The following is a 23,165-nucleotide window of genomic DNA, read 5'->3' as shown; positions in this document are numbered from 1 at the left end:
TCCTAACCTAGCGTTTTCTTAATCGCTTCAATAACGCGGTCAGCTTGAAAAGGCTTCACGATAAAGTCTTTCGCGCCTGCTTGAATGGCATCGATGACCATCGCCTGCTGACCCATTGCAGAACACATGATGACTTTAGCGTTGCCGTCCAGCTTCTTGATTTCCTTCAAAGCAACAATGCCGTCCATTTCCGGCATCGTGATATCCATCGTGATGAGATCAGGTTTCAGTTCCTTATATTTCTCGATCGCTTGTGCGCCGTCTTGCGCCTCGCCCACGACCTCATATCCGTTTTTCGTTAAAATATCGCGGATCATCATTCTCATAAACGCTGCATCATCAACAATCAAAATGCGATTTGCCATTGTTTCTTCCCCCTAAGGTGTTATTGTAATTTTTGGATACGATCCCATTGGCTAACAATATCAGTGACACGAACACCAAAATTCTCATCAATAACGACAACTTCGCCTTTGGCAATCAGCTTGTTATTGACCAGGATGTCGACCGGTTCGCCTGCCAGCTTGTCCAGCTCAATGATGGAACCCTGAGACAATTCAAGAATATCCTTAATTTGCTTCTGAGTCCTTCCTAATTCTACTGTGACCTTAAGCGGAATGTCGAGCAATAAATTTAAATTTGAATCGTCTCCCGGAACATAGGAAGCGCCTTGAAAATTAGCGAATTGAACCGGCTGCACATTTACGTTCCGATTCGGCATTCCGCCGTACGTTTGAGGCCCGGAAGGCGGCGCTGCAGTATACTGCGGCATTGGCGGCGGCGTGTGCGAGACAGGCGGCTGTACAGGCGCTGGCGACTGGGAGTATGCAGGTGCAGGCGGTGGTGTCGGCTCTGCGTAAGCGGCTGCTGCAGGGGCTGCTACAGCCGCTGAGGCCGGCGTCGGCGCAGGTGCCGGTTCGGAAGTTCCTCCCATCAGCGTATCTACCATTTCTTTAGCAAACGAAATTGGCAGCAGCTGCATAATCGTAGAATCAATTAAATCCCCAATTGCCAAACGGAACGACACTTTAATGAACATATCGTCCGGAGGCAAATTATCGACGCCTTCGCCGTTCGAGACATCGAGTATATCGATGCCTGGCGGAGAGATATTGACAAAACGGTTGAAGATCGTCGACATCGACGTCGCCGACGAACCCATCATTTGATTCATTGCTTCCTGCACAGCACTGATATGGATTTCATTCAACTCAGAGCCAAGCAGCTTGCCTTCTCCACCAAGCATGAGATCTGCGATGGTTTGTGCATCCTTCGTCTTAATAACAAGCGAATTGATGCCTTGGAAGCCGTCAACATAGCTTACCGATACAGCAACATGCGGCTTCGGAAACTCATCGTCGAGCTCGCTGCGCTTGATCAGCGATACTTGAGGGGTCGTTATATCAACCTTTCTGCCAAGCAGGGTTGAAAGCGCCGTGGCCGCGCTGCCAAATGTGATGTTACCGATTTCTCCAAGGGCGTCCTGCTCGATGGCGCTCAAATACTGATTCAATTCTTGCTCCCGGCTTAACGTCTCCGGCATATCCGGCTCATCGGAAGACTGACGCAGCAAGGCATCGATTTCTTCTTGCGATAAGTAATCTTTACTCGTCATACTCTTCTTCCACTCCTTCGGTCAGAATTTCGTCAATTTGAACGGCCATGCGATCCTTGACCGAACCTGGGCTGCCATGAAATTTCAACTTGTCACCGACCCGGACATCCAGTCCTTCATGAATCGGTTTATTCAACGAAATGACGTCTCCGATTGCAAGGCCAAGAAACTCGCGAATCGAAATGCTGGAATGACCCAGCTCGCAGACGATCGGCAGCTTTGCTTTGCTGACCCGTTGCTTCAATACCTCGATCTCTTCAGGCGCACGCGTCTTCTTCTGCGACACGAACCAATGATGGACCGAGAGACGCGGCATGATCGGCTCGATAACGACATGAGGGATACATAGATTAATCATCCCAGTGGTGTCGCCGATCTTCGTGCTGAGCGATATTAGCGCGATCGTCTCATTGGGCGAAACGATTTGCATGAATTGTGGATTGGTCTCCAAGGCTTCAAGACGCGGCTGAATATCAACGATCGTTTTCCAAGCTTCCTGCAAACTCTCGAAAGCCCTGCTGAAGATCCGCTCCATAATCGTTGTTTCGATTTCAGTGAGCGCATTGATTTTGGAAGGCGCAAGCCCTTGACCGCCAAGCATACGATCCAGCATTGCGTAAGCGACGTTCGGGTGCACTTCAAGCACCATCCGTCCCTCAAGCGGTTCTGCTTCGAAGATGTTGAGAATGGTCATCTTCGGAATAGATCGAATAAATTCATCATAAGGCAGCTGTTCAACCTGAACGACATTGATTTGGACAAATGTACGAAGCTGCGCTGAGAAATAGGTGGTCAAATATCGCGCGAAGTTCTCATGGATCCGCGTCAAACTGCGGATATGATCCTTCGAAAAACGAACGGCACGCTTAAATTCGTAAACCCGAATTTTTTTCTGCGTCTCTTCCTTCTTCAATTCTTCTGCATCCATTTCACCGGATGATAAAGCTGCAAGCAACGCGTCAATCTCGTTCTGCGACAAAACATCAACCAATTATCTCACCCCCTTCAAAGGAATGCGGCATAAACGCAAGATGATTACAGCTTCGTTACAATAAAGTCAGTGATTTCAACCTTGGTGAGCTTACCAGTTGGCAGCTCGCGATTTATTAAATTAAGCAGTTGTGCACAAAGCTTGTCTTTCCCTTGCGAGCCATTGATTTCTTCCGGCTTCATATCAGAAAGTGTCCGGATAATAATCGGCTTGATCTGAATGTCTTTGATTTTATCGAAATCTTCTTTCGTCGATTTCTCATCCAGTTGAAAAGCAAGCCCCATAACTGCAATGTAATCAGGGTCGGATAAATTTGTTTTGATTTGTTCGAGTGTGCTAGTCAGCTCTACCCGTTCATCAGCTGTAAGCTTCTCGACTTTAACGGTTTCGGCGTTGCTGGCTGCTTTGCCCGCCGAATCTTTGGGATCGTCGCCGCCCATCACCGATTTAAACAGGATAACAGCAACGATTGCGATCAGTGTAATGGCCAGCAGAATCGTAATGAGCCAAGGCAGCAGTTTCTTCATTTTGATGTTCCCTCCGTTTGATCACTCTTTTGGGACGCCGCATAGACGCCGATTGAGCGAAGATAAGACTGTATGGAGGAAATGACTTCAACTGCTTTCTCCAACACCAGTATTTTTTTACCTGTCGTCAGCGTAATCAGGGTATCGGGCGTTTCTTCGATCAGTTCGATAAGCAGCGCGTTGATATGTACCGTTTTCCCGTTCAAACGCGTCACAGCAATCATGGGCTTCCTCCTAAACCTAGCAAGGAGGCGGGTTAGGCCTCCCCTACGGTTATTTACCTATCTTTTGAGATTAACAACCTCTTGCAAGATTTCATCAGATGTCGTAATAATTCGGGAGTTTGCTTGGAAACCGCGCTGCGCAACGATCATCTCCGTGAATTCGGAAGTCAAGTCTACGTTGGACATTTCTAGCTGGCCGGAAATAATTGCCCCCGTGCCCGCATCAGGATCCCCTGCAGTCGTCAAGGTCACTTCGCCGTCAACGTTCGCATTCGGAGTCATGCGGTACAAGTTGCCGCCGATTTTCTCAAGTCCATTCGGATTCGTAACCTTCACGATGCCAAGTTGAATGCCTGTTGCTTGGCTTGTTCCATCCGCATTAACCGCGATGATGGAACCGTCTTGCGCGATCGAGAACGATTTTACTTCAGCCGGATCCAATACGATTGGCCCGCCGTTGGAGTCGAGAACGAACATGCCGTCGCCGTTTACCATCTGGCCGTTCGCATCCACCGTAAAGTTACCCGCACGCGTCAGATAAGGAGCTTGACCTCCGTCCGCTGTCGGGGAAACTGCGAAAAATCCATCTCCATCGATCCGAACGTCTGTCGGAACGTTTGTCGTCATTGCGCTTCCTGGCGTATGTACGGTATCAATGGAAGCAATCGCAACGCCAAGGCCAACTTGCTTCGCGTTTATTCCACCCGTCGTTCCTTCTTCTGGACGAGTTACGCCGGATACGGTTTGGCTCAAAATATCTTTGAACAAAACGCGACCTGCTTTAAAACCTACCGTATTCACGTTCGCAATATTATTGCCGATGACGTCCAACTTTGTTTGAAAACCGCGCATACCGGAAACACCGGAGTACATGGAGCGTAACATTCGATTGACAACCTCCCACAGATATAAGTCAGATTAGGACTTCCGTGCGTTTCTCCTAGATCGAGCCGCTTCCGTCGATCCACGGCTCTTCGGCTTCCTCAACTTCAGGTCCAGCCGTCTTACGAAACAATCACTGCACTGTCGATTTGCGTGAATACATTGCCCTGCATTGCGCTGCCGTCCATCGCCGTAACGACCGTTCGGCTAGGCACATTAACAATCATCGCAATATCCCGGTAGACGACCAAGGAGTCTTTCGCTCCCTTAGCGGCTGCCTGGTCAATCGCATTTCCGATTTTCGTCAACGTTTCAGGTTTCAGCGTAATGCCTCGCTGCGCAATCCGCTGCTCTGCATGATGGCTGAATTTAAGCACGTTCCGGTCCAAGACCTCTTTAAACGTAGGGCTCTGGGCAGAAGCGGCTTCTTGCGTATTCGGTTTACGGAACTGCGCCGCCGCAGCTAATCGCAAATGGCCGATTTTCATGACGTCATCCATCTGCAGGCTCACCGCCTTCATCGCCGGTATCGGCAATGGAAACAATATCAGCCAGCTTCACATCGGCGTTGCCTACCTGCGCATACTGCTCTTTATCCTTAATGACAATGGAATCCACGTTGCCGCTCATCGGAACAAGCTCGCCGGTATCCGAATAACTGTACCACTTGATGTTCTTGCCGATCATGCTTGAAGCCGTGCCCAAGTTCTGTCTCAGCATCGTAAGTTGATCCGACATGTTCGTCAGCTGCTCAACGGACGTAAACTGCGCCATCTGCGCGATAAAATCTTTATCTTGCAAAGGCTGCATCGGATCCTGATTTTGCAGCTGGGTTACTAGAATTCGCAGAAAGTCGTCTTTTCCAAGCGACTTATCTTCCTTCTTGGCCGCTGCGGATTGCACATTGCTTGAGCTGTAATAGGGCCATACATTCTGTGTTGAAACGCGATCGCCGGACATTCTACTTGTCACCTCCGTTCCATTGTGCTTGAGGTTTCATCTGGCGTCAGAGGCTAGGCGGTCGTATGAATTCCCCGGCCTAAGCCCAGATCTCTGTCAACCACTTGCTGCGTCGAAAGCTCTTCGATCTCAGCATTAAAATCGATTTCTCCGATGGCGTCGTTCTTGGACTGATTCCGCTTGAAGGCACCTTGGTCTTTACCTTGTTGGCCTTGACGATCCTGGAACAGGTTCGGCTGCACCGACGTTTGCGAAACCTCAAGCTTCTGGACATTTAAGCCCTGGGATTGCAGCGCGGAACGAAGCTGAGCCATCTGATTCTCGAGCATATCCTTTGCAGTCGCCGAATCTGTGACAAACTGTGCAGTCAACGTGCCGTTATGCACGGAAATGTTGACGTTCACTTGTCCTAGGTGCTCAGGGAAAAGCGTAAGCTGAGCTTGGGAAACACCATTGCCAGAGGAAAGATTGAAGTCCCTCACAATAAGTCCTTGCACGGTTGAAGCGAATTGTTGAACGGGTACTGGCTGCATGATAACCGGCTTAACTGTTGTTGACGAGAGCTGGCGCTGCAGATCGACTGTCGCACCGTTCACCTGCTGCAGTCCAAGTTCATTCAAATCCTGGTTGTTCTCCGTGACGGATGCTGCCGCTTCTTGTTCCTGCGGCTTCTGAACCGCGTTCAGCAATCCTACATGAAGGAGCTGATGGGACATTCGCTGCAGGTGACTGTTCGCTGCAGGGGCTTTTTGAATCACGCTTATGGAATCCGCCTGATCAACCGCTGCGGGAGCTGCCGACTGAGACTGTTGGTTTGGTTGGCTTTCGGGCTTCGTTCCGAGAATAAGCTGCTCAATGGAAGCAAGCTGCTTGCTGATGAGGGCAGTCTGTTCACGTCCGGCCGTGCCGGATTTGGTCTGCTGCAGAAGCTCGCGCAAATCAGTCAATGCTTCCTGCAATCCCGACTTCAAGGCTGTAATGACAGCCAAATCCGAATCGGACGGGTTAGCCGTTCCAGTCGAATCAGTCCCTGCAAGTCCAGTTAATCCTTGTGTTGCTGTTTGACTAATGGCATTCAGTACAGCCATTAAAGTGTCGGCAGACTGCGCCGAGCCTTCATTTGTTCCTGCTTCGGCAGAATCCGGCGATTGCAAATTCAAAGCTTGCCATTGCATAGTCGGAACGCCTGTCAACGTGCTCAGCAGATTATCTAATTGAACCAAGGCGTCAGCCAAATCGTCTTTTGACGTGGTATCCGCCAACGCTTGCGCGTCTGTTCCATCGAGCTTCTGTATCATCGCTTCAATCGCAGCAAGCAAATCTGTTGCAGACATATTTCCGCCTAGCAAGGAAGCCAGTAAATTGGGTTTAACCGCAACCCCAGCTGCTTCGCCGCCAGCCTGACCCTCAGCATTGCCCGCTTGAGCGCCTGCAAGCGTTTGAACGAGCGCCTGGCTAAAAGCTGCGCCGTCGGCTGCTTTCGCCGAACCCGCTCCTGAAGCCGCTGGCGCTGCGCCGGTTGACGTGCTTGAAATTGGCATTTGCATCTATTTCACCTCCTTTCTGAATGAAGGCTGTCAATTCCTTGTCGTTCCTTACTTGCCCGTCATTAATTTCGAAACCAGCTGTGCGGTTACGTCTTTATTGGCCGCTGACATTTCACCAATGATTTTGGAACGAGGTGCATCGTCAACCGCATTAAGTATGCGGAGCACCTTGCTTGGACTGACATCCGCCATCTTCAGAAGAAGATCCGCAGCGCTCTTGGCATCCATCTTCGAGAACGTCGAGTTCAACTGCGTGTTGCTCAGAACGACTGGCGTCTGTGATACCGAAGTATCTTGTTTCTTAATTCTTGCCTGCAGGGCAGCGATTTCGCGGTCCTTAGCCGTTTTCACGTCTTTCAGCATGACCGTGACGTCTGCCGCTTTTTTCGGAGACATCTTCTCCAAAATGTTTACACGGTCATCCGGTTTCATGGCGTCAAGCACGAGTACGGCTTCCTCAAGCTCCATGCTTTCCAGAATTGGCGCCGCCTTGCTAGGTGCGATTTTGGCATACATCGTAGCAAGCTCTCCGACTTTGCTCTGATAAGCCGCATCATCCAATTGCTTCTCCGTATTTGCCTGCTTCAATTGATCGATCTGGCTTTGAAGCTCCTTCACTGATTTCGTCAGCTTGGCTTTGTCTTCTGCAGCCTTGGTGAGCTCTGTTTCTTTCGTCGTCAGCTGTGCGCGCAATTCGGTGATTTTGGCCGTCGTATTCGCTGATTTCACCGCATCTTCATCTGCGGCTTGACTGCCTTCAGCCGCTGGCTCAGGAATGACCCGATTCAAGAAGGGAATGGTATTCCCAATTTCCAGCGCCTTGTTTCTCAAATCGAAATTGAACAAGGTAACAAGTACACCAAGCAGAATCAGTGTAAATAAGATCGGCGTTACAAAAAACATAAAGCGCTCAAAACCACTGTAGCCTTGCTTTTCCATTTCCATGTCTGCCAAAATAGTTTCCCTCCCTCGGGCATGAGTTCCCGATTCGCAAAGCTTTGTCTGACGTTAAGGAGCCGAATACATGAATCGTACGGTTGCGAGCTCATCCAGTGCATGCTGTTCTTTCACCATCATATCGGCACGGAACCTCTGAAAAGCATTTTCTTTCGTTTTCTGCCATACCTTCTCGTCCATCACGCGCTCCGACAAGAAGCTCCGACTTTCGTCCACTGCCGCTTGTGCTTGCCGAACATCGCGAAGCTTGCAGATAATGCTGTTATCGAGGTGGTCGATGTAGGCTTGCATCGTCATGACCTCGGACAGCGAAACCGATTGGATCGAAGCCTCTTGCAGCCGCTCGCACCAGGATGCTCGCTCCTGATGGAGCTTTTGCAGCAATTGCTCTTCATTCATCAGCTTCCCGACGACGACAGACAGCTGCCACTCCGCCTGCGACTTCTCGCTTACCTTAAGATCTACTATTTTTTGAAAGGCGTACTGAAAGCGTGACATCTAGCAAAATCAGCTCCCCTGCTCATGATAGAAATCCTGGATAAGCCGCTCGCGCGATTCTTCATAGCCGACTTTTTCATTCGTTTTCTGCCGCGTGAAGGAGCGAATCACCTCAAATGCGTCAATCGCTTGATCAATTAATCCATTCGAGCCTCGCTGGTACGCCCCGATATTAATGAGGTCTTCCGAACTTTTATAAATGGCAAGCAGTCGTTTCAATTCATTTGCGGCATCCTGCTGCTCTTCCGGTACGATTTCTTTCATAACACGACTGATTGATGCAAGCACGTCGATGGCAGGAAAATGCCCTTTATTCGCCATATCACGGCTCAGTACGATATGTCCATCCAAGATGCCGCGGACCGCATCGGCGATTGGCTCGTTCATGTCGTCACCGTCAACAAGCACGGTGTAAAAGGCTGTTATCGAACCTCTTTGACCCGTTCCCGCGCGCTCTAGCAGCTTCGGCAGATTGGCGAACACGGAAGGCGTATAACCGCGCGTTGCCGGCGGCTCGCCAATCGCGAGTCCGACTTCGCGCATGGCCATCGCGTACCGGGTAACGGAATCCATCATCAGCATGACATTCAGGCCGCGATCGCGAAAATATTCGGCAATCGTCGTCGCGATTAATGCACCTTTGATTCGAATGAGCGCCGGCTGGTCCGAGGTGGCCACGATGACGACTGAGCGCGCAAGACCTTCGGGTCCTAGATCCTTCTCAATAAACTCCAGCACCTCGCGGCCGCGTTCGCCGATAAGCGCGATGACGTTGACATCCGCTGATGTGTTTCTGGCTACCATGCCGAGCAACGTACTCTTGCCGACACCGGAGCCGGCGAAGATCCCGACGCGCTGGCCTTGACCTACCGTCAGCAATCCGTCGATCGCCCTTACGCCGACACTTAGCGGTTCCTTGACTCTTGGCCGCATCAGCGGATTGCTAGGCTGGTTATTCGTTGACTGATGCGGCATACGGCTTGGAATGTGAGAACCATCAAGCGGCTGCCCTAAGCCGTCCAATACTTTGCCAAGCAGCTCGGAGCCTACCTGAACGGTCAGCGGTTTGCCCGTTCCGACGACATCGCAGCCTGGGCCGATCGCATGCAGCTCGCCTAGTGGCATAAGAATGACCTTGTTGTCTCTGAAGCCGACGACCTCCGCTTTGAGCGGTTTGGAAGACTTAGCGGGATAGATGAGACACACATCGCCGATGCTGGCGTCCGGCCCTTCCGATTCGACGGTCAATCCAATGACTTGCGTGACTTTACCGTTAACGCGAACAGGATCAATCGGTCTTAGATGCTCAATATACCGTTCGGCGTCCAATCGATTAGCTTTCATCGGCTGCTCCTCGCTCTTCCGCCTGCAGCGCAAGCTGGATCAATTCGCGTTTGATCTCCGCCAGCTGCGTATCGATTCTAGCATCGATGCTGCCGAACGAAGAACGAATGACACAACCAAACTCTTTAACCGAAACATCCGGCACAATTTGGAGCTCGGCCTGGGAATCGATTACAAGCGACAATTCTTCACGTGCGGCTTGTACAAAGCCGAGCTGCCTTGGCGACACGCATAACGTGATGACGCCTTGCTCGCGACGGCGTTCAAGCGACTTCCGGATAATATCCAGTGACCAATCCGGTGAAATCGTCAATTGCTTGTTGATGATTTTCTCCGCAATTGCGGCACTAAGCGCTACAACGAAGGGTTCGGCTTCTTGAATGATCTGTTCTTTCGTTTCATAGGCAGAATCCAAAATGGATTTCGCTTCCGTCAGCATCACTTCCCAGCGGGAGCGCACTTCCGCCTCAGCCTGCGTTCTGCCTTCTTGATAACCAAGCGCAAATCCCTCTTGACGGGCCTGTTCGATCAGTTCTTCATCCTGCAGGCGGCGATCAAGCCACCACTGATCAATCTGGGCGTTGGCATCACCATACATCGTTTCAATTTGCTCGCCGGTTTCTTGGATGCGCTGCTTCGCAAAGTGTTCGGCGTCATCTAAAATTTGATCGCGCAGTGAAATCGTCTCTTCGCTGGGTCCCTCGGGTACTTCCTCATCAGGAGACGGCTTCTGAACATATTTGTTGTACCATTCAAGCCGTTTTAAATCTTCAACCGAGATGACATGGGAAGATTTATACAACTTAGACAATGATATCATCCCCTCCACCGCGGGCGATGATGATCTCACCGGACTCTTCGAGTCTGCGGATTGTCGCTACGATGCGCGTTTGGGCTTCCTCAACGTCACGCAGCCGAACGGGTCCCATGTACTCCATTTCTTCCTTGAATGTTTCGGCCATCCGCTTGGACATGTTGCGGAAGATCGCTTCCCGTACTTCTTCGCTGGCCACTTTAAGGGCAAGCTGCAGATCGGCATTCTCGATATCGCGGATAATCCGTTGAATGGAACGGTTGTCGATATTGACGATATCTTCGAACACAAACATTCTTTTCTTGATTTCTTCGGCCAATTCCGGATCTTGAATTTCAAGCGCATCGAGGATGGTACGTTCTGTACCGCGGTCGACGCCATTTAATATTTGAACAATTGATTCAATACCGCCCGCACTGGTGTAATCTTGAGTAACGGTTGCGGAAAGCTTCTGCTCCAGGACACGTTCCACATGTGAGATGACTTCAGGCGAAGTGCTGTCCATGAGCGCTACGCGGCGCGCAACCTCTGCTTGCTTCTCTTGCGGCAGCGAGGACAAGATTTGCGACGCTTGCTCGGCTTGCAGGTAAGACAACACGAGCGCGATCGTCTGCGAATTCTCGTTTTGAATAAAGTTTAGAATCTGACTAGCCTCAGCCTTGCGGGCAAAGTCAAACGGACGAACCTGCAGCGTGGCAGTCAAACGGCCGATAACTTCCATAGCCTTTTGGTCGCCGAGCGCTTTTTGCAAAATCTCGCGGGCATACGTGATACCACCTTGCGAAATATACTCTTGCGCAACGCAAATCTGATGAAACTCACTAAGAATCGTCTCTTTGTCGAGCGTTTCTACTTTACGCACGTTGGCAATCTCAAGCGTCAGCTGTTCAATCTCTTCTTCTCTCAAATGTTTGAAGATTTGAGCGGAAACTTCAGGACCAAGCGCAATTAACAAAATAGCTGCTTTCTGGCGGCCGCTGAATCCCTGTAACTTTGCCACTCTCTCCACCTCTATTCGTCAACAAGCCACGTCCGGAGTAAATTCACAAATTCCTCTGGTTTACGTTTGGCAAGTGTTTCAAGCTGTTTTCGAACTTGACTTTCATTTTGCACATTATCCAAATCAATGGTCGGATATTCCACTTTGCCTGGTGCAGCCATTTCTTCTACGAGCGCCGCTTGTTTTCTGCGACGAACGACGACATAACCAAGTCCGCCGATCAGTGCAAGCGCTGCAACTCCGATACCGACCAACCAGCCTGTGGATAATACAGCAGATGATGCCGAACCGCCATTGTCAATAAATGTCTGCGCCATGATCGAAACTTTTTTATTGATCAGTTCGTCACTACTCATGTCTTGACCGGACTCGACGAGCTGAGACCGAACAATGGATGCAACGACATTATTCATCTCGGTTTTCGCTTCTGCACTTAATTTACTTTTTTCTACACCGATACTAATAGATAAGTCCTTAATTACATAAGGGCCGGATTCGATTTGAATATTGCTCTTATTGTAATCGTAGTTCGTCGTCCGGCTGTTCTCTTCCGAGGTGCCGCCGGAGCTGCCGGCAGTGGCTTGGTAGCCTGGAACATCCGTCTCTCCCGTTCCAGCAACGCCGCCAGCGCCGCCTGCTCCGTCTGTAGCTGTTTTGTTCGAGGAGGATTCGCTGAGCACGATGCCGTTGTTGTTGTTGTTCTCGAGCGGTGAAACGAGCTGCTGATCCGATTTCTTTTTGTCGAAATTAATCGAGCTCGATACGTTTACGACCAGATTGTCCATGCCAACCATCGGAGCAAGGAATGATTGAATTTTTTGCTTCAAATCATTCTCGTATTTGTGCTGGATTTGATAATGAGTCTCAATCAAATCTCCACCAATAGCGCTGCCTCCGACTTCGCTCGAAGCCATCAGTTCGCCCTCAGGACTAGAAATCGTAACGTTATCAACTTTAATATTTGGAATCGAGGTTTTCACAAGATTGTAATAGCCGTCTACTTCCTTCTGAGAAGGACGGTAACCCGGTCGAAACGTGATCATGATGGACGCCGAGGCCTGTTCTTTCTCTTCCGTCGTCATGAATGGTGTCGATTCAGGCAGATTGACAAGCACGTTTGATTTCTGAACACCCTGCATACCATTAAGCAAGCGCTGGATTTCGCCGTTCAATGCGCTTCTGTATTTGACGTCGAATTCGCGATCGGTCGATCCGAACATGGACGAACTATCGTTGAACGACTCAAATCCGATGGAGCCATTCCTTACGATGCCTTGAGAGCCGGCTTCTACTTTAACCCTGGAAGCTTCAGCGGTCGGAACCATGATCGTTTGACCGGCATCCGAAAGCTTGTAAGGGATTTTACTGGAGTCCAGATAGGCCATGACGGCCGCTGCATCACTGCTGTCCAAATCGCGGAACGCGACTTCGTAGTTCGTTCTTGAAAATAGGAATGTCAGCAAGATGATTGACAAGATGAGGATCGCGGCGGAGGCGCCCAACCAAATCTTCTGTTTCTTCTCCATTACATTCCAATATTGAGCAAGTTTCGCTCGATACTGGGCAAATTTCTCGTTCACGATTTCACCTCACTGTTAGCTTCTAATGCCTTATGCCCGTCATTAGATTTGCATCCGCATAATCTCTTGATAAGCTTCTACCACTTTATTGCGGATTTGTGAGGTAAGCTGCAGTCCGAGCTCTGCCTGCTGTGTAGCCACCATGACTTGAGAAACATCCACATTGCCCAGCAAATATTGATCATTCATCGTATGTACGTTCTTTTCTTGGTCACTTACGCCGTCGATCGCATTTTTCAGGAAATCGCTGAAGGTCTGCGTCATTTGTGATGGGGTTGTTTGGTCCTTGAGGCTATTTGATACGATGGGCTTAATCGACTGCGAAGGCGCCGCCGCACTAAATGACATTGGATTAATCAATGGAATCCCTCCGAATTATCTCTGTTTATTTGCCAATTTCAAGCGCTTTGACGAACATGCCTTTCGTTGCGTTTAAAGCTGTTACGTTGGCTTCATACGAACGAGATGCCGAGATCATGTCTACCATTTCCTTCAGCACATCAACGTTCGGCATTTTGACATAGCCGTTCTCGTCTGCGTCGGGATGTGTAGGGTTATAAACAAGCTTCGAAGGCGTTTGATCTTCTATGATCCGGGATGCTTTGACCCCCGGCGTTGTCTTAGAACCGTCCATCTGTCCGCTCAGGACATCCGCAAATGATTTCGAGGTCGGTTCTAGAACCACCAATTTGCGTTTGTAAGGTTCATATCGTCCATTAACGTATTGCGCTCTTGTCGTCTCGGCATTCGCGATGTTTGATGAAATAACATCCATCCGGAGACGCTGAGCTGTAAGCGCAGATGCGCTGGCATCAAAACCATTCGTTAATCTCAAATTCAGCCTCTCCCTTCAATACCGATTCGCATCATTTTCACGTCATGATTCATTTGCTGTACATAAAAGTTATAGTTGAGTTGGTTCTTGGCGAGCAACGACATTTCTCGATCTATGTCGACATTGTTTACATCGTTGTTCATCACACTCGTCTCATCCGTAACGACCTGGGCTTGTGGCGCCGAAGTTGATGTCCCGATCGGAATGTGTCTTGGGTTATTCCTTCTTCCAGTCAATTGAGAGATTCCGTTGCCCATGCTTTGTTCCAACATTTGTTCGAAAACAACCTCGGAACGCTTGAATTTCGGCGTATCTACGTTGGCAATGTTATTGGTAATGACGCGTTGTCGCATCTCCGCAGCATTCACCGCACCCTGTAGTCTGCTAAATTCTGGGCCATTCAACAGGTTCACTGAAAAACCCCGCTTTCGTTTCGTCTGTAAGTTAAACATTCAACAGAATCCTTCTCATTCCTTCTTTGTTCGACAAAGAATTATTAAAAATATGAGAGACTTGTGTCGAACTTTACTGTCAGATTAATCTTCCTCAACTTCCTAATTTATTACAATAAGAAAAAAGCCCTATCTTTGTCGAAGATAGGACTAAAAATAGGGAAATTTGAACTGGTTTTTGAATGATTTTGTAATGGAAATATGCAATAATTAACTTTTATTCTTTTTGAGCTCCAGCAGCAGCTGGGTATTAAGTATTCGAATGTATGTCCCTTTCATGCCAAGCGAACGCGTTTCAATGACGCCAGCGCTCTCCAGCTTCCGCAAGGCATTCACGATTACCGAGCGAGTAATGCCCACTCTGTCCGCAATTTTGGAAGCGACGAGCAGCCCTTCTTTACCATCCAGCTCATCGAATATATGTTCGACGGCTTCCAGCTCGCTGAACGATAAGGAGCCGACCGCCACAGCCACCACAGTTCGGCTTCTAGCTTCCTGCTCGATTTCTTCCGCGCGCTCGCGCAGAATCTCCATGCCGACAATCGTGCTTCCGTACTCTGCCAGTATCAATTCGTCATCCCCGAATGAATCCGAACTCCGAAGTAGGATCAAAGTCCCGATTCTCTCTCTGCCGCCAACAATCGGTACGACCGTCATAATCCCTTGCGTCGCCATCATTGGAAAGGATTCCGCGATCCCGGAATCCGGCTTTACGTTGGTGACCGTTTCCTGCATCCCCATGAAACGTTCATTGCTCTCAAGAGAGAACCGCATGTCCCCTGTCGGAAGCGCACGCAACTGCTCATGCTGATAAGGACCTGCTGCTGCACAGCCCAGTACTTTCCCTTTGCGGCTGACGACAAACACATCGGCCCCAATCGTCGTACTGAGCACTTCAGCCATCTCTCGAAAATTGAGCGCCCCGCCTGCCGCACGCTGCAGCAGACGATTGAGCGTTCTTGTTTTTGCCAATAAAATCATTCCTGTTTGCCTCCTACTATCCTGTCCGTTCCCTTACAGTATATATTGACTTAAATCGCGATTTTTCGCAATATTGCCGAGCTTCTCGCGCACATATTCCGGTGTTATGGTCAAATGCTCGAGCGACAGCTCCGGCGCTTCGAACGACAAATCCTCCAGAAGCTTCTCCAAAATCGTATGCAATCGTCTAGCGCCAATGTTCTCCGTATTCTTATTGACCTCCGCCGCAATGGAAGCAAGCTCATGAATGGCATCATCCGAGAAGGTAATTGTAATTCCTTCCGTCTCCAGCAGGGCGGTATACTGCTTCGTTAGCGCGTTCTTTGGCTCCGTCAAAATCTTTACAAAGTCTTCAAGACTCAAGTTTGTTAATTCGACACGAATTGGGAAACGACCTTGCAGCTCCGGTATAAGATCGGACGGCTTCGCCATATGGAAAGCTCCTGCCGCGACGAACAGCACGTAGTCTGTTTTGACCGGACCGTATTTAGTCATGACCGTAGATCCTTCCACAATCGGCAAAATGTCGCGCTGAACGCCTTCCCGCGATACATCAGGACCGGACCCGCGGGAGGAGCTGGCGATCTTGTCGATCTCATCGATGAAAATAATACCTGATTGCTCCGCGCGGCTAACCGACTCCGAAATGACATCGTCCATGTCGATCAGCTTGTTGGCTTCTTCTTGCGTAAGCGCTTTGCGCGCTTCTTTGACAGGGAGTTTGCGCTTCTTCGACTTCTTCGGCATCAGCTGACCGAAGAGCTCTTGCATGTTCGCTCCCATCCCCATGCCTTCGTTGCCTTGGCCAGCAAGCATATCGAGCATATTCGGCGAATTATCTTCGACTTCGATCTCAATCAGTTCATTCTCAAGCTTGCCTGCTGCTAGCTGCTCTTTGACCTGCTTACGGCGCTCGATGACCGATGAGCTCTCTTCCGGTTCTTCGTCAGGCTCTTTCGATCCGTTGTTGCCGCCGAAAAGCATCTCAAGCGGATTCTTCGATGATTTGGCTTTGACGGAAGAAGGAACCAGCAACGCCACGATTCGTTCATTTGCCATTGCTTCCGCTTTATCCTTAACCTTCTCCGTCTTCTCCAGCTTCACCATACGAATGGCCGTTTCCACGAGATCTCTGACCATAGATTCGACATCGCGGCCCACATAACCGACTTCCGTGAACTTGGTCGCCTCTACTTTAACGAACGGAGCATTGACAAGCTTCGCCAGCCTTCTGGCGATTTCTGTTTTTCCTACTCCGGTTGGACCGATCATCAGGATGTTCTTCGGGACGATTTCATCCCGGATCGCCTCATCCAAGCGTCCGCGACGATAACGGTTGCGAAGAGCGACAGCGACAGAGCGTTTGGCTTGCTTCTGACCGACGATATATTTATCGAGTTCCGATACGATTTGCTTCGGTGTCAATGCTTCGTTTGGCATATGAAATCCCTCCATTTTGAACCTCTTACTCGTACTTTATTCGATCTCTTCCACAATAATATTTCGATTCGTAAATACGCAGATATCCGCAGCAATTTCAAGTGCAGATTTGACCATATCTCTCGCTTCCATATGCGGCGCATGCTGACGAACCGCACGAGCAGCAGCCAGAGCGAAGCTGCCGCCGGAGCCGATGGCAAGAATGCCGTCATCGGGCTCAATAATTTCGCCTCCGCCGGAAATCAACAGCAAGCCTGTTGCGTCCATGACGATCATCATCGCTTCGAGCTTTCGCAGAACACGATCAGAGCGCCAATCCTTCGCTAGCTCTACAGCAGCGCGCTGCAGATTGCCGTGGTGCTCCTCCAGCTTGCCTTCGAATTTCTCGAACAGCGAAATCGCATCGGCGACTGACCCTGCAAATCCAGCAATAACTTGACCGCGGTACAAACGGCGCACTTTCTTGGCATGATGCTTCATCACCATGCTATTACCGAAAGTGACCTGCCCGTCGCCGGCTATAGCTCCTTTGCCATTATGGCGAACGGCGCAGATCGTCGTTGCATGAAACTCCATATTCATTATAAAACCTCCTTCAGGTCTGCAATGCGCGATATGTAAACGACAGTGTTCAAATGCATGCTTTCGTCGGAATTGATTGAGTATTGCAAAAACTTTTAAAAAAGTAAACAGCGGCCGCTGTCTTGCCTCTTGCTGCCGCTGCTGTTTTTAACGGTCATCGCACGCAGTTATTCGCTGAGCGCTTCTTGCTTTCTACCAACGGTTAAATGATGCTCTTCTTGAAAGCTGGCCAGATGCGTTAAAGCCCGGTTCGCAATAGCATCATTCTTGTCCTTCTTGCTTCGCATGCGCTGCTCAAGCGGAGGGAATAACCCGAAGTTCGCATTCATCGGCTGGAAATGTTTAAAGTCAGCCGTCGTTATATACTGTGCCATGCTCCCGAGTGTTGTATCAGCCGGGAATACGAGAGGCTCCATTCCCTTAGCAAGACGGCCTGCGTTAAGCCCTGCAATCAGGCCGGAAGCTGCCGATTCCACATAGCCTTCAACGCCTGTCATTTGCCCAGCAAAAAACAAGTTGTCGCGATTAATCGCTTGGTACGTCGAGCGCAGCAGCTTCGGCGAATTAATGAACGTATTGCGGTGCATGACGCCAAACCGTACGAATTCTGCATTCTCAAGCCCTGGAATGAGCGACAAGACCCGCTTCTGTTCGCCCCACTTCAGATGGGTCTGGAAGCCTACCAGGTTGTACAGCGTGCCTGCTGCATTGTCTTGACGCAGCTGAACGACTGCATGCGGCAGCTTCCCTGTATGGGGATTAACAAGACCGACAGGCTTCATCGGTCCAAACAGTACCGTCTGCTTCCCGCGGCTTGCCATGACTTCAATCGGCATGCAGCCTTCGAAATATTGTTCTTTCTCGAACTCTTTCACTTCGGCCGTTTCAGCCGTTAGAAGCGCTTCATGGAAAATTTCGAATTCTTCTTCCGTCATCGGACAATTCAAGTACGCCGCTTCGCCTTTATCGTAACGCGAAGCCAGATATACCTTAGACATATCTATGGAGTCCTTCTCGACGATCGGCGCTGCAGCGTCGTAGAAGTAGAAGTATTCCTGACCGAGCATTTCTTGAATCTGCGCGGATAAGCGCGGTGCCGTAAGCGGACCTGTCGCGATCAGTACGATGCCGTCCTGCGGAATTTCCGTTATTTCCTCCATTCGGACATCAATCAACGGATGCTCGTGCAGAATCCGGGTTACGTCACCGGAAAACCCGTCGCGGTCAACCGCGAGAGCGCCGCCTGCCGGTACAGCATTTCGGTCTGCACAGTCCAAGATGATGGAATTCATTCTGCGCATTTCTTCCTTCAGAACACCGACTGCGTTAGCCAGTCCGTTCGCGCGAAGGCTGTTGCTGCATACCAACTCGGCGAAGTTTTTCGTATGATGCGCCGGCGTCTTCGTTGCCGGCCTCATTTCGTAAAGTGTTACGGGAACTCCCTGTGAAGCAATCTGCCAAGCAGCCTCGCTGCCGGCAAGACCTGCACCGATTACGGTGACGCGTTGTACATCTGACACTGCAATTACCATCCTTTCAATCCAGAGCTTGAATCTACAATTCTGCAGAGTCCTGCTCTTCTACCACTTCTTCGTTGTGTTCGCATTGCGTGCATACCAGCTTCGCGCCGCTGCGGTTTCGTTTCTCAACCATTAAGCTGCCGCATGACGGGCACGGCTTGCTGACCGGTTTATCCCACGACACGTAGTCACAGCCGGGATATTGATCGCAGCCATAGAAATAACGGCCTTTCTTACTGCGGCGTTCGATAATTTTGCCAACCGCACATTTCGGGCAAGCGACGCCGATGTCTTTGACGATCGGCTTCGTATTCCGGCAGTCCGGAAACCCGGAGCAAGCGAGGAACTTACCGAACCGGCCCATTTTGTAAACCAAATGCTTGCCGCATTTTTCGCAGATTTCATCCGAAATCTCATCCTGCAGCTCAACTTCCTTCATCTCATCCTCGGCGACTTCCAGACGCTTCTCGAAAGAAGTATAGAAGTTGCCTAACACGCGAACCCAATCTTCCTTGCCGTCTTCGACGTGGTCAAGATCTTCTTCCATGTGTGCCGTAAATTCGGCATCCAGAATTTCGGGAAAGAATTCTTCCATCATCTGGATGACAAGCTCGCCCAATTCTGTCGGAATAAATTTCTTCTCTTCCATGGCAACGTATCCGCGCTTCTGAATCGTTTCCAGCGTCGGTGCATACGTACTCGGTCTCCCAATGCCAACCTCCTCCATCATTCGGACGAGGCGCGCCTCCGAATAACGCGGCGGCGGCTGTGTGAAATGCTGCTTCGGCTCAATAGATTCAGGCGCTACGACATCGCCTGCAGCCAGCGGCGGAAGGAACTTCTCTTCGTCGGTTGTCCCGTCATCATTGCCCTCGACATAGAGCTTCATAAATCCTTGAAATTTTACTTTCGAACCTACGGCCCGGAAAACAGCACCGCTGCCCACATTAAAGTCGACGGTCATCGTGTCAAGCACGGCAGAAGACATTTGGCTGGCAACGAACCGTTCCCAAACGAGCTTATACAGCCTGAACTGGTCTCGGCTGAGGTACTCCTTCATCGTGTCCGGATCACGGAGTACTGACGTGGGGCGAACAGCTTCGTGCGCATCCTGTGCATTGCTGTTCTTCTTCGTATAGACTCGCGGTTGCTCCGGTGCAAACGCCGGACCGTATTTCTCCTCGATATACGCTTTCGCTTCTTCCTGCGCGATCGGCGATAACCGAGTAGAGTCGGTTCTCATATAAGTGATGAGACCAACCGTGCCTTCTTTGCCAAGATCCACGCCCTCGTACAGCTGTTGGGCGACCGACATCGTCTTCGATGCACGGAAACCGAGCTTCCTCGCAGCTTCCTGCTGCAGTGAGCTTGTAATGAATGGCGCTGCAGGATTGCGAAGACGTTCTTTCTCCTTCACTTCGCCGACCGTGAATGGCGAGGAGCCCATCGCCTTTAGCACTTCCTGCATTTCGCTTTCGTTACCTAGCTCCTTCTTCTCCCCGTTCAAGGAATAGAACTTGGCTTCAAACGAAGACGAGCCTTTCTTCAGCTGAGCTGTAATAGTCCAGTACTCTTCAGGCACGAACGCATCAATTTCATTCTCGCGGTCAATGATGAGCTTAACCGCTACCGACTGCACGCGTCCTGCTGACAACCCCTTCTTCACTTTCTTCCAAAGCAAAGGGCTGATCTTGTAGCCTACAAGACGGTCTAGTATCCGCCGCGCCTGCTGAGCATTGACCAGATCCATATTAATCGGTCTCGGCGTCTTGAACGCATCCTTAACCGCCTGCTTCGTGATTTCATTAAATACAACGCGGCAGGTGTCGCTCTCGTCGATTTCGAGATAATGCGCCAAATGCCAAGCGATAGCTTCACCTTCGCGATCCGGGTCAGCTGCGAGATAGACTTTTTTGACTTTCTTGCTGGCATCCTTCAATTCTTTAAGGACGCTGCCTTTGCCACGAATGGTTATATATTTGGGGTTAAAATCATTTTCTACTTCGACACCGATCTGACTCTTGGGCAGATCGCGGATATGTCCCATCGATGCTTTCACGATGAACTTGCTTCCGAGATATTTGCCGATTGTTTTGGCTTTCGCCGGTGACTCGACGATGACAAGTGAATCCGCCATAAATGCGTCCTCCTCTCCACAACTTTGTTACAATACACTATATATGGAACCTGGGTGCTGTTCAATCTTCCGTTTTACAGTTAAATTTATCAGAACTGAATGCAAAAGTCCAAAAGGGAAGGAAGAAAGCTCGTGCAATTGATCCGTCGTTCGCGCTTCATGGAGCAAAATCCGATAGATTATCGCCTCATTTTCGGTCAAATCCACTTCCCGTTCGACCGCAGCTTGTTCCTGATTCACCGGCGCAGCCGGAGTGTTGTTTAGCAGTCCCTCGTACTCTTCCATGATATCCTCAAATGATGCAATCAGCTTAGCGCCTTGTCTGATCAGTCCATTCGTACCCGCACTCTTCGGCGATGAAATAGGCCCAGGTACCGCAAAGACGTCGCGCGACATCTCCAGTGCCTGATCAGCCGTAATGAGCGATCCGCTTCGTTCCGCTGCTTCCACTACAACGGTTCCGAGCGAAAGACCTGCAATGATTCGGTTTCGAAGCGGAAATAAGCCAGGATGAAAAGGCGTACCGAGCGGCACTTCAGAGATGATCAGCCCGTTTGCCGCAATCTCCTGAAAGAGATGACGATTCTCGGCAGGATATACGCGGTCCACAGGGGTCCCGAGTACGGCGATCGTGCTTCCCGCTCCCTTTAGTGCACCTTCATGCGCCATGGCATCTACACCGCGCGCAAGCCCGCTTACGACGGTTATGCCGTGAAGCGAGAGCTTCTCTCCGAGCTGCGATGCCGTTCTCCTCCCATAGGACGTCGGTCCACGTGTTCCAACGATGGCTATAGATTGCTGGTTAAGCAAGTGCAAGCGCCCGATTGTATACAGTACCCACGGCGGTTGAGGCGATTGCTTGAGCAGTTCGGGGTAGGCTTCGTCAAAATAGCAGATCACCGTTATCCCGAGCTTCATCATTCGCGCTCGGCGCGCTTCAATGTCCATCGATGTAAACGCATTCGATAATGCTTTACCTTGCTCCGGCTTGAGTCCTGCCGAAGACATCCATGCTTCGGGCGTAAATCTTTCATATGCAGACCATTGGCCGCACTCGACAGCCTTCCGTACCGACTGCCAACCGATGCCCGGTGTCTCATGCAGTGTAACTAATGCTTCCTTGCGAATATCGTGTTCCTTCATTAATAATGCGCATCCTCTCTATGGTAGGGCCGCATCCTCCTTATTGTGCTTGAGCAGGAAAGAGAATGCAAGCCGAGTTTAGTAATCACGCAAAAAAAGCAACCTTCCGAGCCCTTAGAGGGCATTCGAAAAGGTTGCTTACCTTTGAATCAAGCTATTCCATTCTAATACTTAGTGCGTTTTGCATTTGTCCAGTATGCCGCGCTCTTCAAGAACGCCGACAAGCGTGGAGCCCATCTCCGATGGTGTTGGAGCAACGCGAATACCGCATGCTTCAAGCGTTGCGATTTTCTCAGCTGCCGTACCTTTACCGCCGGAAATGATTGCGCCTGCGTGACCCATGCGTTTACCTGGAGGTGCAGTTGCGCCGCCGATAAAGCCGACTACCGGTTTCTTCATGTTGGCTTTCACCCACTCAGCAGCTTCTTCTTCTGCCGAACCGCCGATTTCGCCAATCATAATAACCGCATACGTGTCCGGATCTTCATTGAACATATTCAGAATGTCGATGAATTCGGAGCCTTTAACCGGGTCGCCGCCGATACCAACGGCAGACGATTGTCCGATACCGCGCGTAGTCAGCTGGTGAACGGCCTCATAAGTAAGTGTTCCGCTGCGGGATACGACGCCAACATGGCCTTTCGTGTGGATGTAGCCCGGCATGATGCCGATCTTGCATTCGCCCGGTGTTATTACGCCTGGGCAGTTTGGTCCGATCAAGCGTGTTTTACGGCCTTCCATGTAGCGTTTTACGCGGATCATGTCGATAACCGGAATACCTTCCGTGATACAGATGACCAAATCAAGCTCTGCGTCTACCGCTTCCAAGATGGAATCAGCTGCAAATGCAGGCGGTACGTAGATAACCGATGCTGTAGCGCCTGTTTTGGCAACTGCATCTGCTACTGTATTGAATACCGGAAGCGATACAACCGTTCCGTTCTCTAGTGTAATATCAACGTTGCTTCCACCTTTACCTGGTGTTACACCGCCAACCATTTGGGTACCGTATTCCAGGGCGCCCTTCGCATGAAACAACCCTGTGGCACCTGTAATACCCTGGGTTATGACTTTTGTATCTTTGCCTACCAAAATGCTCATCGAAACTCACATCCCCTAAATGAATTCGTATGCCG

Annotated in this window: 25 protein-coding genes; all 25 read right to left on the bottom strand. The window is 50.2% G+C overall.

Annotation, left to right across the window (positions count from 1 at the left end; all coding sequences use genetic code 11):
- Positions 1-2: 2 nt before the first annotated feature.
- The gene (locus tag KXU80_RS02195) at positions 3-365 is read right to left on the bottom strand and encodes a response regulator (protein WP_091218732.1); all 363 of its coding nucleotides are present in this window, start codon (positions 363-365) and stop codon (positions 3-5) included.
- A gap of 20 nt (positions 366-385) precedes the next feature.
- On the bottom strand, positions 386-1,615 hold the full coding sequence (fliY, locus tag KXU80_RS02190; RefSeq protein WP_219836669.1) for a flagellar motor switch phosphatase FliY: 1,230 nt from the start codon (positions 1,613-1,615) through the stop codon (positions 386-388).
- Positions 1,605-2,606, bottom strand: coding sequence for a flagellar motor switch protein FliM (gene fliM, locus KXU80_RS02185; RefSeq protein ID WP_219836668.1), 1,002 nt, complete (start codon positions 2,604-2,606; stop codon positions 1,605-1,607). Before fliM ends, fliY begins: the two co-directional genes overlap by 11 nt.
- A 44-nt stretch (positions 2,607-2,650) precedes the next feature.
- A complete protein-coding gene (locus KXU80_RS02180; RefSeq protein WP_219836667.1) occupies positions 2,651-3,133 on the bottom strand; it encodes a flagellar basal body-associated FliL family protein in 483 nt (160 codons plus the stop codon).
- Complete coding sequence (locus tag KXU80_RS02175; RefSeq protein ID WP_219836666.1) at positions 3,130-3,357, bottom strand: flagellar FlbD family protein; 228 nt, start codon at positions 3,355-3,357, stop codon at positions 3,130-3,132. Before KXU80_RS02175 ends, KXU80_RS02180 begins: the two co-directional genes overlap by 4 nt.
- A gap of 57 nt (positions 3,358-3,414) precedes the next feature.
- Positions 3,415-4,242 (bottom strand): flagellar basal body rod protein FlgG, encoded by an 828-nt coding sequence (gene flgG / locus KXU80_RS02170; RefSeq protein ID WP_219836665.1) that lies wholly within the window; start codon positions 4,240-4,242, stop codon positions 3,415-3,417.
- Between the two features lie 119 nt (positions 4,243-4,361).
- On the bottom strand, positions 4,362-4,739 hold the full coding sequence (locus tag KXU80_RS02165; RefSeq protein WP_219836664.1) for a TIGR02530 family flagellar biosynthesis protein: 378 nt from the start codon (positions 4,737-4,739) through the stop codon (positions 4,362-4,364).
- Entirely contained in the window at positions 4,732-5,199 is a 468-nt protein-coding gene (locus KXU80_RS02160; protein ID WP_219836663.1) for a flagellar hook capping FlgD N-terminal domain-containing protein, read from the bottom strand. The genes KXU80_RS02165 and KXU80_RS02160 overlap by 8 nt, the downstream gene beginning before the upstream one ends.
- A 53-nt stretch (positions 5,200-5,252) precedes the next feature.
- Positions 5,253-6,746, bottom strand: a complete 1,494-nt coding sequence (locus tag KXU80_RS02155) for a flagellar hook-length control protein FliK (protein WP_219836662.1) — start codon at positions 6,744-6,746, stop codon at positions 5,253-5,255.
- Positions 6,747-6,794: 48 nt separating this feature from the next.
- A complete protein-coding gene (locus tag KXU80_RS02150) occupies positions 6,795-7,691 on the bottom strand; it encodes a magnesium transporter MgtE N-terminal domain-containing protein (protein ID WP_258171400.1) in 897 nt (298 codons plus the stop codon).
- A 63-nt stretch (positions 7,692-7,754) separates the two neighbouring features.
- Positions 7,755-8,201: a flagellar export protein FliJ gene (gene fliJ / locus KXU80_RS02145; protein ID WP_219836660.1), complete on the bottom strand. Its 447-nt coding sequence runs from the start codon at positions 8,199-8,201 to the stop codon at positions 7,755-7,757.
- Between the two features lie 9 nt (positions 8,202-8,210).
- A complete protein-coding gene (gene fliI, locus KXU80_RS02140) occupies positions 8,211-9,545 on the bottom strand; it encodes a flagellar protein export ATPase FliI (RefSeq protein WP_219836659.1) in 1,335 nt (444 codons plus the stop codon).
- Positions 9,535-10,356 carry a FliH/SctL family protein gene (locus KXU80_RS02135; RefSeq protein WP_219836658.1) on the bottom strand — a complete coding sequence of 274 codons (822 nt, stop codon included), beginning with the start codon at positions 10,354-10,356 and terminating at the stop codon, positions 9,535-9,537. The genes fliI and KXU80_RS02135 overlap by 11 nt, the downstream gene beginning before the upstream one ends.
- On the bottom strand, positions 10,349-11,359 hold the full coding sequence (gene fliG / locus KXU80_RS02130; protein ID WP_219836657.1) for a flagellar motor switch protein FliG: 1,011 nt from the start codon (positions 11,357-11,359) through the stop codon (positions 10,349-10,351). The genes KXU80_RS02135 and fliG overlap by 8 nt, the downstream gene beginning before the upstream one ends.
- Before the next feature lie 11 nt (positions 11,360-11,370).
- The gene (fliF, locus tag KXU80_RS02125; protein WP_219836656.1) at positions 11,371-12,939 is read right to left on the bottom strand and encodes a flagellar basal-body MS-ring/collar protein FliF; all 1,569 of its coding nucleotides are present in this window, start codon (positions 12,937-12,939) and stop codon (positions 11,371-11,373) included.
- 42 nt (positions 12,940-12,981) lie between these two features.
- Positions 12,982-13,299, bottom strand: a complete 318-nt coding sequence (fliE, locus tag KXU80_RS02120; protein ID WP_308858164.1) for a flagellar hook-basal body complex protein FliE — start codon at positions 13,297-13,299, stop codon at positions 12,982-12,984.
- A gap of 25 nt (positions 13,300-13,324) precedes the next feature.
- On the bottom strand, positions 13,325-13,774 hold the full coding sequence (gene flgC, locus KXU80_RS02115) for a flagellar basal body rod protein FlgC (protein WP_219836655.1): 450 nt from the start codon (positions 13,772-13,774) through the stop codon (positions 13,325-13,327).
- 2 nt (positions 13,775-13,776) lie between these two features.
- Positions 13,777-14,187 carry a flagellar basal body rod protein FlgB gene (gene flgB / locus KXU80_RS02110; protein WP_219838825.1) on the bottom strand — a complete coding sequence of 137 codons (411 nt, stop codon included), beginning with the start codon at positions 14,185-14,187 and terminating at the stop codon, positions 13,777-13,779.
- 249 nt (positions 14,188-14,436) lie between these two features.
- Positions 14,437-15,207, bottom strand: coding sequence for a GTP-sensing pleiotropic transcriptional regulator CodY (codY, locus tag KXU80_RS02105; protein WP_219836654.1), 771 nt, complete (start codon positions 15,205-15,207; stop codon positions 14,437-14,439).
- 33 nt (positions 15,208-15,240) lie between these two features.
- Positions 15,241-16,647, bottom strand: coding sequence for an ATP-dependent protease ATPase subunit HslU (gene hslU, locus KXU80_RS02100; protein ID WP_219836653.1), 1,407 nt, complete (start codon positions 16,645-16,647; stop codon positions 15,241-15,243).
- Between the two features lie 36 nt (positions 16,648-16,683).
- Positions 16,684-17,229 carry an ATP-dependent protease subunit HslV gene (gene hslV / locus KXU80_RS02095; RefSeq protein ID WP_219836652.1) on the bottom strand — a complete coding sequence of 182 codons (546 nt, stop codon included), beginning with the start codon at positions 17,227-17,229 and terminating at the stop codon, positions 16,684-16,686.
- Positions 17,230-17,396: 167 nt separating this feature from the next.
- Positions 17,397-18,749, bottom strand: a complete 1,353-nt coding sequence (gene trmFO / locus KXU80_RS02090) for an FADH(2)-oxidizing methylenetetrahydrofolate--tRNA-(uracil(54)-C(5))-methyltransferase TrmFO (protein ID WP_219836651.1) — start codon at positions 18,747-18,749, stop codon at positions 17,397-17,399.
- A 34-nt stretch (positions 18,750-18,783) separates the two neighbouring features.
- Positions 18,784-20,886, bottom strand: a complete 2,103-nt coding sequence (gene topA, locus KXU80_RS02085; RefSeq protein ID WP_219836650.1) for a type I DNA topoisomerase — start codon at positions 20,884-20,886, stop codon at positions 18,784-18,786.
- A 27-nt stretch (positions 20,887-20,913) separates the two neighbouring features.
- A complete protein-coding gene (gene dprA / locus KXU80_RS02080; protein WP_219836649.1) occupies positions 20,914-22,029 on the bottom strand; it encodes a DNA-processing protein DprA in 1,116 nt (371 codons plus the stop codon).
- A gap of 171 nt (positions 22,030-22,200) precedes the next feature.
- A complete protein-coding gene (gene sucD / locus KXU80_RS02075) occupies positions 22,201-23,130 on the bottom strand; it encodes a succinate--CoA ligase subunit alpha (RefSeq protein ID WP_219836648.1) in 930 nt (309 codons plus the stop codon).
- Between the last annotated feature and the right edge of the window lie 35 nt (positions 23,131-23,165).

Origin of the sequence: Paenibacillus sp. R14(2021) (assembly GCF_019431355.1) — a bacterium.
GTDB lineage: Bacteria > Bacillota > Bacilli > Paenibacillales > Paenibacillaceae > Paenibacillus_Z.
The sequence above is the reverse complement of the archived record's forward strand: the minus strand, read 5'-3'. Positions and strand labels throughout refer to the sequence as shown.

Bases quoted from the DNA above. Each gene is read 5' to 3' on its own strand.
- flgG (WP_219836665.1), bottom strand. From the start codon at position 4,242: ATGTTACGCTCCATGTACTCCGGTGTTTCCGGTATGCGCGGTTTTCAA.
- fliY (WP_219836669.1), bottom strand. From the start codon at position 1,615: ATGACGAGTAAAGATTACTTATCGCAAGAAGAAATCGATGCCTTGCTG.
- sucD (WP_219836648.1), bottom strand. From the start codon at position 23,130: ATGAGCATTTTGGTAGGCAAAGATACAAAAGTCATAACCCAGGGTATT.
- KXU80_RS02175 (WP_219836666.1), bottom strand. From the start codon at position 3,357: ATGATTGCTGTGACGCGTTTGAACGGGAAAACGGTACATATCAACGCG.
- dprA (WP_219836649.1), bottom strand. From the start codon at position 22,029: ATGAAGGAACACGATATTCGCAAGGAAGCATTAGTTACACTGCATGAG.
- KXU80_RS02180 (WP_219836667.1), bottom strand. From the start codon at position 3,133: ATGAAGAAACTGCTGCCTTGGCTCATTACGATTCTGCTGGCCATTACA.
- hslU (WP_219836653.1), bottom strand. From the start codon at position 16,647: ATGCCAAACGAAGCATTGACACCGAAGCAAATCGTATCGGAACTCGAT.
- hslV (WP_219836652.1), bottom strand. From the start codon at position 17,229: ATGAATATGGAGTTTCATGCAACGACGATCTGCGCCGTTCGCCATAAT.
- topA (WP_219836650.1), bottom strand. From the start codon at position 20,886: ATGGCGGATTCACTTGTCATCGTCGAGTCACCGGCGAAAGCCAAAACA.
- KXU80_RS02155 (WP_219836662.1), bottom strand. From the start codon at position 6,746: ATGCAAATGCCAATTTCAAGCACGTCAACCGGCGCAGCGCCAGCGGCT.
- fliJ (WP_219836660.1), bottom strand. From the start codon at position 8,201: ATGTCACGCTTTCAGTACGCCTTTCAAAAAATAGTAGATCTTAAGGTA.
- fliI (WP_219836659.1), bottom strand. From the start codon at position 9,545: ATGAAAGCTAATCGATTGGACGCCGAACGGTATATTGAGCATCTAAGA.
- KXU80_RS02195 (WP_091218732.1), bottom strand. From the start codon at position 365: ATGGCAAATCGCATTTTGATTGTTGATGATGCAGCGTTTATGAGAATG.
- KXU80_RS02150 (WP_258171400.1), bottom strand. From the start codon at position 7,691: ATGGAAATGGAAAAGCAAGGCTACAGTGGTTTTGAGCGCTTTATGTTT.
- KXU80_RS02160 (WP_219836663.1), bottom strand. From the start codon at position 5,199: ATGTCCGGCGATCGCGTTTCAACACAGAATGTATGGCCCTATTACAGC.
- KXU80_RS02165 (WP_219836664.1), bottom strand. From the start codon at position 4,739: ATGGATGACGTCATGAAAATCGGCCATTTGCGATTAGCTGCGGCGGCG.
- codY (WP_219836654.1), bottom strand. From the start codon at position 15,207: ATGATTTTATTGGCAAAAACAAGAACGCTCAATCGTCTGCTGCAGCGT.